The following is a 13,289-nucleotide window of genomic DNA, read 5'->3' on the forward strand; positions in this document are numbered from 1 at the left end:
ATCCGGTCAGGGCGCGCAGGTCGCCGGGCGCCCCCGAAAAGTGGTTGCGCGCCCCCGGTAGAATGTCTTCATGGCAAATCTCCTCGCGGATTAGCGGCGTCGAAGCTTCGCGCGTCCCTGCCCCCCTTCCGCCGTCCCCACCGCCCTGGAGTATTTCCGTGATCACCGCCACCGGCATCGAGCTGCGCGCCGGCGCCCGCGTCCTCATCGAGTCCGCTTCCTTCCGTGTCGCCAAGGGCGACCGCATCGGCCTGGTCGGCCGCAACGGAGCGGGCAAGACCACCCTCACCAAGTGCCTCGCGGGCGAGGGCCAGCCCGCCGCCGGCTCCATCGCCCGTTCGGGCGAGGTCGGCTACCTGCCGCAGGACCCGCGCACCGGCGACCTCGACGTACTCGCCCGCGACCGGATCCTCTCCGCGCGCGGGCTCGACGTGCTGATCAAGAAGATGCGCATGAACGAGGAGCGCATCGCCACCGGTTCCGGCGGCACCCGCGACAAGGCGATGAAGCAGTACGAGCGCCAGGAGACCGAGTTCCTGACCAAGGGCGGCTACGCCGCCGAGGCGGAGGCCGCCACCATCTCGGCCGCCCTCGGCCTGCCCGACCGGGTGCTCGGCCAGCCCCTGCACACCCTCTCCGGCGGTCAGCGCCGCCGCGTCGAGCTCGCCCGGATCCTCTTCTCGGACGCCGACACCCTGCTCCTCGACGAGCCCACCAACCACCTCGACGCCGACTCGATCGTCTGGCTGCGCGACTACCTCAAGAACTACCGCGGCGGATTCATCGTGATCTCCCACGATGTCGACCTGGTCGAGACCGTCGTCAACAAGGTGTTCTACCTGGACGCCAACCGCGCCCAGATCGACGTCTACAACATGGGCTGGAAGCTCTACCAGCAGCAGCGCGAGGCCGACGAGAAGCGCCGCAAGCGCGAGCGCCAGAACGCCGAGAAGAAGGCCGCGGCCCTCAACTCCCAGGCCGACAAGATGCGCGCCAAGGCGACCAAGACCGTCGCCGCGCAGAACATGGCCAAGCGGGCGGAGCGGCTGCTGTCGGGCCTGGAGGCCGTCCGCGTCTCCGACAAGGTCGCCAAGCTGCGCTTCCCGGACCCGGCGCCCTGCGGCAAGACCCCGCTGACCGCGGAGGGCCTGTCGAAGTCCTACGGCTCGCTGGAGATCTTCACCGACGTCGACCTGGCCATCGACAAGGGCTCGCGCGTCGTGATCCTCGGCCTCAACGGCGCCGGCAAGACCACGCTGCTGCGCCTGCTCTCGGGCACCGAGAAGCCGGACACCGGCACCGTGACCCCCGGTCACGGCCTCAAGCTCGGGTACTACGCGCAGGAGCACGAGACGCTCGACCCCGAGCGCACGGTCCTGGAGAACATGCGCTCCTCCGCGCCCGACCTGGACCTGGTGGCCGTCCGCAAGACGCTGGGCTCGTTCCTGTTCTCCGGCGACGACGTGGACAAGCCGGCGGGCGTGCTCTCCGGCGGTGAGAAGACCCGTCTGGCGCTGGCCACCCTGGTCGTCTCCTCCGCGAACGTCCTGCTGCTCGACGAGCCCACCAACAACCTCGACCCGGCCAGCCGCGAGGAGATCCTCGGCGCGCTGCGGACGTACAAGGGTGCGGTCATCCTCGTCACGCACGACGAGGGCGCGGTGGAGGCCCTGGAGCCGGAGCGGATCATCCTGCTGCCGGACGGCGTGGAGGACCTGTGGGGCCCGGACTACCGGGACCTCGTGGCCCTCGCCTAGTGCGCGCGGGGGCCCCGCGCGGGCCCTCCACGGTCCCCCTCCTGGCGTGATCCAGTTCCTTATGGATCATTCGGCCCACGCGTGATCCATCATCTGAGTGAGGCGGTCTCATACCGCCGCACCGCCACGACGGCCCCGGCCGTGCCCGTTGGGGTACGCGACCGGGGCCCGTCCGGTTTTCGGCGTCCTGCCCCTGACCTGGTGATTCCTTGCGCGGGCGGGGGAGTGTGACGGAGGTCATGCGGCGGAACGCGAGATTCCGCTCTGCTCGTGCGTCCACTCCTCGGCAAATGCCGTCGTACCGACCTTGCTGAATGGGTGGCCAGGATCGCGGAGAGGGGTGATCATGAGAAGTCCAGAGCGCACTTCCCATGAGGAGGCACGGGTGGCCGAGACTCTGAAGAAGGGCAGCCGGGTAACCGGCGCCGCGCGCGACAAGCTCGCGGCAGACCTGAAGAAGAAGTACGACTCCGGTGCGAGTATCCGGGCGCTGGCCGAGGAGACCGGCCGGTCCTACGGATTCGTCCACCGGATGCTCAGCGAGTCCGGAGTCGTGCTGCGCGGTCGCGGCGGCGCGACGCGCGGCAAGAAGGCGGCCTCGGCCTGACCCTGGCCGTCACGGACGGTTCTTCGGTGGCCCCCGGTCGGCCGTGTGGCCGACTGGGTGGTTACTGTGCAGTCACTTAGGCCGGGATTGCCGGCCGCTGCACACCGGAGGCACCGAGATGGCTCTGCTCGACAAGGACGGCGTACGGCTCACCGTGGACGACACGGTCGCCACGGTGACACTGACCAATCCGGCCAAGCGAAACGCTCAGTCCCCCGCGCTCTGGCGGGCTTTGGCGGAGGCCGGACGGTCGTTGCCGGGCAATGTCCGGGTCGTCGTGCTTCGCGGCGAAGGCAAGTCCTTCTCCGCCGGACTCGACCGCCAGGCGTTCACGCCCGAAGGCTTCGAGGGTGAGCCGTCCTTCCTCGATCTGGCGCGCGGTTCGGAAGAACTGCTCGACAGGACCATCGCCGAGTACCAGGAGGCGTTCACCTGGTGGCGGCGCAACGACATCATCTCCGTCGCCGCCGTGCAGGGGCACGCGATCGGCGCCGGCTTCCAGCTCGCGCTCGCGTGCGACCTGCGCGTGGTCGCGGACGACGTGCAGTTCGCCATGCGCGAGACCAGCCTCGGCCTCGTGCCCGACCTGGCCGGGACCCAGCCGCTGACCTCGCTGGTCGGCTACGCCCGCGCGCTGGAGATCTGCGCGACGGGCCGCTTCGTGCATGCCGAGGAGGCCGAACGGGTCGGCCTGGCGAACCTCGTGGTCCCCGTGGACGAGCTGGACGCTGCCGTCCAGGACCTGTCGACGGCGCTGCTGGCCCCGCCGCGCGACGCCGTCATCGAGACGAAGGCGCTGCTCCGCGACGCCACGTCACGCCCCTACGACGCCCAGCGCAGCGCCGAACGTGCGGCGCAGGCCCGCCGTCTGCGCGACCTGGCCGGCCTCTCCGACTGACCTGCCACCCCTCCGCCGCCCGGCGTACCGCGTCCTCCGGGCGGCGGAGGGGCTCCGCGCGTGCGCGAGCCGGGTCACCTGACGCCGGTCGCGGGCGCCGTCAGAAGCCGTGGCGAGCGCCGCCGTCGACCGGGAGCATGACGCCCGTCAGGTAGGACGCCGCCGGGGAGAGGAAGAACGCCGCCGTGCGGCCGAACTCCTCGGCCGTGCCGTAGCGCCGCAGCGGGATGCGCGATTCATTCGCCGCCCGTGCCGCGGCCGCGTCACCGGACAGGCCGTCCAGCTCCCGCACCCGGTCCGTGTCGATCCGCGAGGGCAGCAGCCCGATGACCCGGATGCCCCGCGGGCCCAGGTCCACCGCCAGGGACTTCGCGAAGCCGGCGAGGCCCGGGCGCAGGCCGTTGGAGATGGTCAGGCCGGGGATCGGCTCGTGCACCGAGCCCGAGAGCACGAAGCCGATGACCCCGCCCTCGCCCAGCTCGGCCGCCACTGCCCGGGCGAGGCGGACCGCGCCCAGGAAGACCGACTCGAAGGCGGCCGACCACTGCTCGTCGGTGTTGTCCGCCGCCGCGCCCGGAGCGGGACCGCCGACGCTGATGAGAATGCCGTCGAGGCGGCCGAAGCGTTCCACGGCGGTGGCGACGAGCCGCGCGGCCGCGCCGGGGTCGGAGTTGTCCGCCGCGACGCCCACCGCGTTCGGTCCCAGGGAGGCGGCGGCGGACGTCGCGCGCTCCTGGTCCCGGCCGGTGACGACCAGCTTCGCGCCTTCGGCGGCCAGTTCGCGGGCGGAGGCGTAGCCGAGGCCGCGGGTGGCTCCGGTGACGATGTAGACACGGTCCTCAAGTCCAAGATCCATGCCGGACACGCTACGCCGGGGCGGTCGCCAATTCCGAGGCGGCCTTGGCCGACGCCTCGTCACGGTCCCGCTTCTCCCGGCGCACCAGGATCACCCACCCCACGGGCACCGCCGCGGCGAACAGCCACCACTGCACGGCGTACGCCATGTGCGGGCCGATCGAATCGTGGTCGGGCTCGGCGACCGGCTCCGGGCTGCCGCCCGCCGGGGCGGGGGCGGTGAGCTCCAGGTAGCCGCCGAGCACGGGCCGGCCCACGTACGCCGTCTGCTGGGTGCTGTTGATCAGCATCACCTGGCGCTCCGGCAGGCCCTTGCGGTCCTTGATGCCGCTGTCCCCGCTGGTCTCGTCCGCCTTGAGCCGCCCGGTGACCGTCACCTCGCCCGTGGGCGCGGCCGGCACCGGCGGGTACGCGCGGGAGTCCTCGCCGCCCGCCACCCACCCGCGGTTGACCAGCACCACCCGGCCGTCGTCCAGCACCAGCGGGGTGACGACCTGGAAGCCGACCTTGTCGTCGTTGGAGGTGCGCATCCGCACGACCACCTCGTGCGCCGAGTCATAGGTACCGGTGGCCGAGACCGCGCGCCAGTAGTCGTTCCTCGGGACGACGTGGCCGGGTGAGGTGAGCTCGCTCACGGGGACCGGCTTGCCGTACAGGTTCCTCGCGATCAGCTCGTTCTGCGCGACCCGGTGCTCATGGCGGTGGTACTGCCAGAACCCCAGCTTGATCATCACGGGGATGAGGGCGAGGGTGATGAGGGTGAGGCACACCCACTGCCGGGTCAGCACAAAGCGGTACACGCCCACGACGGTACCCCCACCCGCGAAGGCCGCGGCGGCCGGGTGGCGTCATCCCGGGGAGCCGGCCGCGCTGCCCACCTTGTCGACGATCCCGGCCCTGCCCTCCGCCCGGGCGCAGTGCGCTCCGCAGTACCAGTGGCCGTCCGCCTCGACGCCCTGTCCGATGATCTGCACCCGACAGTGCTCGCAGATGGGCGCCATCCGGTGGATGGCACAGGAGAAGGAGTCGAACACGTGCCGCGCACCGTCCTGGGTCTCCACGTAGAACGCCAGGTCGTAATCGTTTCCGCATACTTCGCAACGGGCCATGCGCCACAGGGTGGGACCGGACGGCGGGCTCGGGGAAGAGGGCGCGTGGCGAGTCGTGCGAGGGTCACCCGTCTGCCGGAGCCACGTCCCTCAGGAGCTGGGTGAAGGCCGCCTCGTCGACCACCGGCGTTCCGAAGGACTTCGCCTTCACGGTCTTCGAGGTCGCCGAATCGGGGTCGTTGGTGACCAGGAGGCTCGTGAGCCGCGACACACTCGTCGCGACGTGCAGACCGGCCTCGACCGCACGGTCCTCCAGGAGCTCCCGGTCCACTGAGGTGTCCCCGGAGAACGCGATCCGCATGCCCTGCTTGAGCGGCTCGCCGTCCTGGAACCGGCCCGGGTTGGGGTACGGGCACGGCGGGCGCTTGCGGGAGGGCCGCCAGCTCGTCGCCCCGAAGGGGCCCTGGTAGCCGATGCGGGGCGCGGCGGGCGAGTCCGACCACTCCGTGAGCGGGCGGCATTCCAGCAGGGGCAGCCGTACGCCGTCCCGGGCGGCGGCGTGCAGCGACGGACGGAAGGCCTCGGCGAGGACGCGGGCGTCGTCGAGGGCGTGGTGGGCGCGCTGCTGGACCACGCCGAAGTGCGCGGCGAGCGACTCCAGCTTGTGGTTGGGCAGCGGAAGGTTCAGCTCCTTCGACAGCGCGATCGTGCACAGCCGCTGACGGACCGGCGCGGCCGCGGCGGCCCGGGCGTACTCACGGGCGATCATCTGCCAGTCGAAGATGGCGTTGTGCGCGACCAGCACCCGGTCCTCCAGGCGGCCGGAGAACTCCTCGGCGATGTCCTCGAAGAGCGGGGCGTCCTGGAGCATGTCGCTGGTCAGACCGTGGATCCACACCGGCCCCGGATCCCGGCGCGGGTTGACCAGGGTGTACCAGTGGTCCTCCACGTTGCCCTGCGCGTCGAGCCGGTAGACGGCTGCGGAGACTATCCGGTCGTCGCGAGCGAGCCCGGTGGTCTCCACGTCGACGACCGCGTACCCCTGGGGGTACGCGGTCGGCCACATCGTCTCTGCGGTCGTTCGGTCGTCGAGCATGGTCACAGAGGATATCGGCACGGACCGACACCCGGGGCCCGACGGGTTTTCACCGGCCGTCCGCCACCGCGCCCCGCCGCTCGTTGCGGCCCGCCGAGGAGGTCGCCGCAGCGGGCGGCCGGCCCGCGCGGCCGGCGCCGCCCCGGCCGGCCGTGGCGGACGAGGCGGACCCGTCGTCGGGCACCTAGGCGGGCAGCGAGGCGGGCAAACAAGCCGGGGAAACAAGACGGGGGACAAGGCGGAAAAGAAGGCCGGCAGTGAGCGGTCGGCCCCTCGGCTGCCGGCGGATCACCCGGGCGCGGGCCGGTCCGGCAGGCGCGGACGGTGTGCGGGCGGCGCGCCGGCACGGCCCGTCGGCGAGGCCGCGCCGGGGGCCAACAGGGCCTGGACGAGAGCCCGTACGGACAGCAGGAACAGCCGTTCCGGATCCGGCGGGCGGGCCAGGGCGCGCGAGAGCGCCGGGTCGCCGGGCGCCGCGGCCGGGCCCCAGAGCTGCCCCTCGTCGGGGGACTGGGCGGGGGAGCGTTCGCGGTTGCGCTCCACCAGCAGGAAGCCGACGATCTGGAACTGGACGGCGCGCACCGCGTCGGCGGCCCGGGCCCCGCGCAGCCCGGCCGCGCGGACCTCCTGCACGAGGGCCTGCTGGGCGGGGAGGAACATCCGCTCCGTCAGCCCGCGTTCGTGGACCATCGCGATCAGGTGCGGCCTCCCGCGCAGTTCGCGGCGCAGCAGCCGGGCCACGGAGACGATCCGCTCGGCCGGGGTGCGGCCCGTGGGCCTGATCGCACCCATCTCCAGCACGGTGCGCTCCACGAGGGCGTCGAGCAGCGATTCGCGGTTGCCGACGTGCCAGTAGATGGAGGTGACGGCGGTGCCGAGTTCCGCGGCCAGCCCCCGCATGGTGAGGGCCGCCGGGCCGTGCCGTCTGACCAGGGACGCGGCCGCGTCCAGTACCTCCTCGCGGGTCAGCGCGCTTCGCGCCATGGATGCGCCGCCAATCTGTCGGTCCGTCAGTTGTCGCGGTCGTGGGTCTTTACCCTTCATCGTCCGCGGTGTAACTGTGTTACAGACCCGACCGAGAGGTGGTGCGAGACATGGCACGCGTACGGTACGGAGCGCGGACCGGGGCCGAGATCACGGCGTCGCGCGAGAAGAGCGCCAAGCTCCCCGACATCTGGTCCACCGGTGTGGTGGCCGTCTGGGAGAGCGACCCGGACGTGGTCGCGGCGGTCCTGCCGCCCCCGCTCAAGCCCGCCGAACGACCCCTGGTACGGGCCAACATCAGCAAGGTCGACCTGCCCGGTTACCCGCTCGGCGCCGGCTCGGTGGCCGTCGCGGCCCGCCACGGCGAGGTCGAGGGCTGGTACCCGCTCGTCATGCCGATGACCCACGAACGCGCCCTGGTCGGCGGCCGTGAGGTGTTCGGCGAACCGAAGAAGCTGGGCGAGGTCACCGTCGAGCGCGAGGGCCTGGTCGTCCGCGCCTCCCTCGCCCGGCACGGCATCGCCTTCGTGGAGGTGCGCGGGGCCGTCGACGGCGCCCTCCCGCTGCCCGGGCCCACCGTCAAGACCGACTTCTACTTCAAGTTCCTCCCCGCCGTCGACGGTTCGGGCTTCGAGGCCGACCCGGTGCTCGTGCACTGCACGCGCAACGAGAAGGTCCGCAGGCTGGAACACCTCACCGGGGACGTGGTGCTGCGCGAGTCGATGTTCGACCCGGTGGCCGACCTGCCCGTACGCCGCATCGTGGAACTGACCATCGGCGAGAAGACCACCGACCAGAAGGGCCGGGTCGCCGAACGCGTCAGCGCCCAGGCCCTCCTCCCGTACATCCACCAGCGCTACGACGACCCGCTCCAGGTACTCGACGGGCCGCCCGAGGGGAGCGTGTGAGATGCACCTCGAACCGGGACAGGTCGCCGTCGTCACCGGCGCGGCCGGCGGCATCGGGCTCGCCATGGCCCGCCGCTTCGCCGCCGAGGGACTGCGGGTCGTACTCGCCGACGTGGAGGAGGGCGCCCTGCGCGAGGCGGCCGCCGAACTGACCGCCGAAGGCGCGGAGGTGCTGGCCAGGCAGGTCGACGTCAGCGAACGCGATGCGGTCGTCGCCCTCGCGGACGCCGCCTACGACACCTTCGGCGCCGTGCACGTCCTGTGCAACAACGCGGGCGTCGGCTCCGGCGCCGAGGGCCGGATGTGGGAGCACGAGCCCAACGACTGGAAATGGGCGTTCGCCGTCAACGTCTGGGGCGTCTTCCACGGCATCCAGGCCTTCGTCCCCCGCATGATCGCGGGCGGCGCCCCGGGGCACGTCGTCAACACCAGCTCCGGCGACGGCGGGATCGCCCCGCTGCCCACCGCCTCCGTGTACGCCGTCACCAAGGCCGCAGTGGTCACCATGACCGAGTCCCTGTACGCCCACCTCAAGGCGGAGGGCGCCGACGTCGGCGCCTCCGTCCTCTTCCCCGGACCGCACATGCTGCGCACCGGCCTGTGGGAGTCGCACCGCAACCGGCCGGAACGCTACGCGAAGCAGCGGCCGCGCAAGACCCCGTACCGCAGCCTCCACGACTACGAGGCCGCGATGAAACGGGCCGGCCACGAGGTGCGGTTCACCCCGGTGGAGGAGGTCGCCGAGCACGTGGTCGACGGCATCCGCGCCGACCGGTTCTGGATGCTGCCGGCCGGCGAGCACAGCGACCGGCAGATCCGCGCCCGTTCGCAGTCGATGCTCGACCGCGCCAACCCCGCCTACCTCGAAAGCTTCATCCTCGACTGAGGAGCAGAGGAGCCCTGCCGTGAACGCGTACGAAGACCCGTACCTGATCATCTCCTCCGACTGCCACGCGGGACTGCCCACCGAGCGCTACCGCCCCTACCTCGACTCCCGCTTCCACCCGCAGTTCGACGAGTTCCTCGGACAGCAGGGCGCCCGCCGCGAGGAGGCCACCCGGCTCGGGGTGCGCAACGACGCCTTCGCCGAGAAGTGGTTCTACGACCACGAGGAAGGCCTCAGGGGCGGCTGGGACGTGGGGCAGCGGCTCAAGGAACTCGACGGCGACGGGGTGGCCGCCGAAGTCGTCTTCCCCGACGCGGACGCGGTCGACAGCCGGACCGCGGCCCCCTTCGGGGTGGGCCTCGGCCTCTCCGGCGACCAGGACCCCGAGCTCGGCATGGCCGGCGCGCAGGCCCACAACCGCTGGCTGGCGGAGTTCGTCTCCGAACACCCCGAACGGCACTGCGGCGTCGCCCTGCTGCCCATCACCGGCGAGCCGGCGAAGGTCGTCGCGGAGATCCACCGGGCGAAGGAGTCCGGGCTCGGAGCACTGATGATCCCCTCCATGTGGGTCGACCGGGCGCCCTACCACGACCGCCGCTACGACCCCGTCTGGGCGGCTGCGGCCGAGACGGCGATGCCGGTCGTCACCCACTCGGGGGCGGCGCCCCGGCACGAGTACGGCGACCACCTCGGCATCTACGTCTCCGAGGTCACCTGGTGGCCGGCCCGCCCGCTGTGGTTCCTGCTGTGGTCGGGGGTGTTCGAACGGCACCCCGGGCTCAAGTTCGGCGTGGCGGAGTCGGGCTGCTGGTGGCTGCCCAACCAGCTGTGGTTCATGGACCGGCTCTACCTGGGGGCGCACGGCGGCAAGAAGCTCTCCCCGTTCGCGGAGCTGAAACGCCCGCCCAGCGAGTACCTGGACCGGCAGGTCTTCGTCTGCGCGACGAACACCAAGCGGCGCGAGCTGGCCCAGCGCTACGAGATCGGCGTGGACAACATCCTGTGGGGTTCGGACTTCCCCCACCCCGAGGGCACCTGGCCCGACACCCGGAACTGGCTGCGGAACACCTTCCACGACATCCCGGTCGGCGAGAGCCGCCGGATGCTGGGCCTGGCCGCGGCGGAGGTCTTCGGCTTCGACACCGCCGAGCTGGCCCCCCTCGCCCGGCGGATCGGCCCGACCCCCGCGGAGCTCGGCCAGAGCGCCGACCAGGCGGCGGTGGAGGCCTCCTGGGCCGGCTCCCGCGAGGTGGGCCGGCACTGGCTGACCGGCCACGACTTCCCGTCGCTGGGGGTCTCGTCATGACGCAGGACCGCTACACGGTCATCTCGGCGGACTGCCACGCGGGCGCCGACCTGCTCGACTACAAGCCGTACCTGGAGAAGCGCCACCACGACGAGTTCGACGCCTGGGCAGCCACCTACGTCAACCCGTACGAGGACCTCCTCGCCGACACCGCCGACCGCAACTGGAACTCGGCCCGGCGCGTGGCCGAACTCGAAGCGGACGGCATCGTCGCGGAGGTCGTCTTCCCCAACACCATCCCGCCGTTCTTCCCCAAGACCTCCCTGATGGCCCAGCCGCCCACGGCCGCGGAGTACGCACTGCGCTGGGCGGGCCTGCAGGCCCACAACCGCTGGCTCGCCGACTTCTGCGCGGACGCCCCGGGCCGGCGGGCCGGGGTGGCCCAGATCCTGCTCAACGACGTGGACGAGGCGGTGCGCGAGATCCGCCGCACCCGGGCGGCGGGCCTCACGGGCGGGATCCTCCTCCCGGGCGTCCCGCCGGGCTCCACCGTCCCCGAGCTCTACTCCTCGGCCTACGACCCGATCTGGGCGGTGTGCGACGAACTGGACGTCCCGGTCAACCACCACGGCGGCTCGGCGTCCCCGCCGCTCGGCGACGAACCGGCCGCCAGGGCCGTCTTCATGGTGGAGACCACCTGGTTCTCGCACCGGGCCCTGTGGCACCTGGTCTTCGGCGGGGCCTTCCGCCGCCACCCCGGTCTCAAGCTGGTCCTGACGGAGCAGGGCTCCGGCTGGATCCCGGGCGTGCTGGACATGCTGGACTACTACCACGCCCGGCTGGTCGCCGCCTCGGCCACGGCGGAGGCCAAGTTCGGTGCGGGCCTGGCGGATTCCATGGGCAAGGGCCCGAGCGAGGTGTGGCGGGACAACTGCTTCGTGGGGGCGAGCTTCATGCGTCCCCACGAGGTCCCGCTGCGGCAGCGGATCGGCCTCGACAAGATCATGTGGGGCAGTGACTACCCCCACGACGAGGGCACCACCCCCTTCTCCCGCGAGGGCCTGCGCATCGCCTACGCGGGCCTGCCGAGGGAGGAGGTCGCCGCCATGGTCGGCGGCAACGCGGCCCGCGTCTACGGGTTCGACCTGGAGCTGCTGGACCCGTTGGCGGCGGAGCACGGCCCCCTCGTCTCGGAAACCGCCGAACCCCTCACCGAAATCCCCCCACAGGCCACCAGCCCCGCCTTCGCCCGCGGGGCCTCGGTCCGCGTCTGGTGACGCGACCCCTCCCGGGGCGGCTCACGGCAGGTCCGTGATCCGCTCCACGGGAGGCGGTCCGCCGCCGTGGACCCACGTAAGGGGTACCCCGGGTAACCGCGATGGATACCGATCGGTAACAACCCCTAGCGGCGGCGGTGGGGGCGCCTCTATGGTGCGGGCATGCCGAACCTGCCCGATGTCGTGCTGTGGTCCATACCCGCCTTCGTGCTGCTCACCGTCGTGGAGCTGGTGAGCTACCGGCTCCATCCCGACGAGGACGCCGCCGGGTACGAGGCCAAGGACGCGGCCACCAGCATCGCCATGGGTCTCGGCAGCATCGGGTTCGACCTGCTCTGGAAGCTCCCGGTCGTCGCGGTCTTCACGGCGGTCTACGAACTGACCCCGCTGCGCGTGCCGTTCCTGTGGTGGACCGTCCCGCTGATGCTGCTCGCCCAGGACTTCCTCTACTACTGGCAGCACCGCGGCCACCACGTCATCCGGATCCTGTGGGCCTGCCACGTCGTCCACCACAGCAGCCGGCGGTTCAACCTCACCACCGCCCTGCGCCAGCCCTGGACCAGCGCCACCACCTGGTGGTTCTACCTGCCGATGGTCGCCCTCGGGGTGCACCCGGCCGTGATCCCGTTCTGCTACGGCATCAACCTGCTCTACCAGTTCTGGGTCCACACCGAGCGCATCGACAAGCTGCCGCGGGCCTACGAGTACGTCTTCAACACCCCCTCCCACCACCGCGTCCACCACGCCTCCCAAGGCGGTTACCTGGACCGCAACTACGGCGGGATCCTGATCGTCTGGGACCGGATGTTCGGCTCCTGGGTGGGGGAGGGCGAGAGGCCCGTCTACGGGCTCACGAAGAACATCAACACCTTCAACCCGCTGCGCGTGGCCACCCACGAGTACGCCGCCATCGCCCGCGACGTCCGCGCCGCCCGCAGCTGGCGCGAGCGCGCCGGACGGGTCTTCCGCGGCCCCGGCTGGCAGCCCGCCCCGGCCGCCGAGCCCGCCAAGGCCGCGGCGGAGCAGGCCGCGTGAGCGCCACCGAGTCCCGTACCCCCTCCTGGGCGCACCCCGTACCGGACGACACCCGCGGGCGGGTGCTGCTCGCCGCGTTCGCCGCCGCCGGCGTGCTCGACCTCGCCTCGCTGCTCGCCGGCTGGCACCTCGGGCACGTCCTCGCCAAGCCGCTGCTGATGCCGCTGCTCGTCGCCCACGTGGTCACCCGAGGGGCGCCCCGGCTGCTCGTCGCGGCCCTGCTGTTCGGGTGGGGCGGGGACCTGGCGCTGCTCTTCGACGCCGGGCCCGCCTTCCTCATCGGCATGGGCTCCTTCGCCGCCGGGCACGTCTGCTACCTCCTGCTCTTCGGCAGGGGCAGGACGCACCCCGCGCTCGGGGGCGCGTACGCCGCCGCGCTCGTCGCCACGGTCGCGCTGCTCTGGAGCGACCTTCCGGGCGACCTGAGGGTGCCCGTCGCCGGGTACAGCCTGCTGCTCACCGCGATGGCCTACCGCTCCAGCGCCCTCGGGACGCGCGCGGCGATCGGCGGGGCGCTGTTCCTGCTCTCGGACACCCTCATCGCCACCGGCGTCGCCGACTGGCCGCAGCCGCCCCGACCGGACCTGTGGATCATGGCCACCTACCTCGCCGCCCAGTACCTGCTGGCCACGGGCGCGCTCGCCTCCCGGCAGGCGTACGGTGGGTCAGTCATACAAGACTGAACCAACCT

14 protein-coding genes are annotated in these 13,289 nt (G+C 72.0%); 9 read left to right on the top strand and 5 right to left on the bottom strand.

What is annotated here, in order from left to right; all coding sequences use genetic code 11:
* Window positions 1–158 precede the first annotated feature (158 nt).
* The 3 genes from OG861_RS23905 (at window position 159) to OG861_RS23915 (ending at window position 3,262) form a co-directional block, all read left to right on the top strand.
* On the top strand, window positions 159–1,757 hold the full coding sequence (locus tag OG861_RS23905) for an ABC-F family ATP-binding cassette domain-containing protein (RefSeq protein WP_190181943.1): 1,599 nt from the start codon (window positions 159–161) through the stop codon (window positions 1,755–1,757).
* Window positions 1,758–2,142: 385 nt separating this feature from the next.
* Window positions 2,143–2,364, top strand: coding sequence for a helix-turn-helix domain-containing protein (locus OG861_RS23910; RefSeq protein ID WP_005319113.1), 222 nt, complete (start codon window positions 2,143–2,145; stop codon window positions 2,362–2,364).
* Between the two features lie 118 nt (window positions 2,365–2,482).
* Window positions 2,483–3,262 (top strand): enoyl-CoA hydratase/isomerase family protein, encoded by a 780-nt coding sequence (locus tag OG861_RS23915; protein ID WP_329194192.1) that lies wholly within the window; start codon window positions 2,483–2,485, stop codon window positions 3,260–3,262.
* A gap of 100 nt (window positions 3,263–3,362) precedes the next feature.
* On the opposite strand, the gene OG861_RS23920 is transcribed toward OG861_RS23915, so the two are convergent.
* From OG861_RS23920 to OG861_RS23940, 5 genes are all read right to left on the bottom strand, one after another.
* Complete coding sequence (locus OG861_RS23920; protein ID WP_329194190.1) at window positions 3,363–4,118, bottom strand: SDR family oxidoreductase; 756 nt, start codon at window positions 4,116–4,118, stop codon at window positions 3,363–3,365.
* Between the two features lie 10 nt (window positions 4,119–4,128).
* A complete protein-coding gene (locus tag OG861_RS23925; RefSeq protein ID WP_329194189.1) occupies window positions 4,129–4,917 on the bottom strand; it encodes an SURF1 family cytochrome oxidase biogenesis protein in 789 nt (262 codons plus the stop codon).
* Window positions 4,918–4,965: 48 nt separating this feature from the next.
* A complete protein-coding gene (locus OG861_RS23930; protein ID WP_329194187.1) occupies window positions 4,966–5,226 on the bottom strand; it encodes a hypothetical protein in 261 nt (86 codons plus the stop codon).
* A gap of 64 nt (window positions 5,227–5,290) precedes the next feature.
* The gene (locus OG861_RS23935) at window positions 5,291–6,268 is read right to left on the bottom strand and encodes a DEDDh family exonuclease (RefSeq protein ID WP_329202091.1); all 978 of its coding nucleotides are present in this window, start codon (window positions 6,266–6,268) and stop codon (window positions 5,291–5,293) included.
* Between the two features lie 282 nt (window positions 6,269–6,550).
* Window positions 6,551–7,246: a TetR/AcrR family transcriptional regulator gene (locus OG861_RS23940; RefSeq protein ID WP_329194186.1), complete on the bottom strand. Its 696-nt coding sequence runs from the start codon at window positions 7,244–7,246 to the stop codon at window positions 6,551–6,553.
* A gap of 110 nt (window positions 7,247–7,356) precedes the next feature.
* Here OG861_RS23940 and OG861_RS23945 point away from each other — a divergent pair, with 110 nt between their 5' ends.
* From OG861_RS23945 to OG861_RS23970, 6 genes are all read left to right on the top strand, one after another.
* Window positions 7,357–8,154: an acetoacetate decarboxylase family protein gene (locus tag OG861_RS23945; RefSeq protein WP_329194185.1), complete on the top strand. Its 798-nt coding sequence runs from the start codon at window positions 7,357–7,359 to the stop codon at window positions 8,152–8,154.
* A gap of 1 nt (window position 8,155) precedes the next feature.
* Window positions 8,156–9,040 carry an SDR family NAD(P)-dependent oxidoreductase gene (locus OG861_RS23950; protein WP_329194183.1) on the top strand — a complete coding sequence of 295 codons (885 nt, stop codon included), beginning with the start codon at window positions 8,156–8,158 and terminating at the stop codon, window positions 9,038–9,040.
* Between the two features lie 19 nt (window positions 9,041–9,059).
* A complete protein-coding gene (locus OG861_RS23955; RefSeq protein ID WP_329194182.1) occupies window positions 9,060–10,346 on the top strand; it encodes an amidohydrolase family protein in 1,287 nt (428 codons plus the stop codon).
* Window positions 10,343–11,563 (top strand): amidohydrolase family protein, encoded by a 1,221-nt coding sequence (locus OG861_RS23960; protein ID WP_329194180.1) that lies wholly within the window; start codon window positions 10,343–10,345, stop codon window positions 11,561–11,563. The genes OG861_RS23955 and OG861_RS23960 overlap by 4 nt, the downstream gene beginning before the upstream one ends.
* 162 nt (window positions 11,564–11,725) lie before the next feature.
* Complete coding sequence (locus OG861_RS23965) at window positions 11,726–12,598, top strand: sterol desaturase family protein (protein ID WP_329194178.1); 873 nt, start codon at window positions 11,726–11,728, stop codon at window positions 12,596–12,598.
* A complete protein-coding gene (locus OG861_RS23970) occupies window positions 12,595–13,281 on the top strand; it encodes a lysoplasmalogenase (protein WP_329194176.1) in 687 nt (228 codons plus the stop codon). The genes OG861_RS23965 and OG861_RS23970 overlap by 4 nt, the downstream gene beginning before the upstream one ends.
* Window positions 13,282–13,289 lie beyond the last annotated feature (8 nt).

The organism is Streptomyces sp. NBC_00539 (assembly GCF_036346105.1).
Classification (GTDB): Bacteria; Actinomycetota; Actinomycetes; order Streptomycetales; family Streptomycetaceae; genus Streptomyces.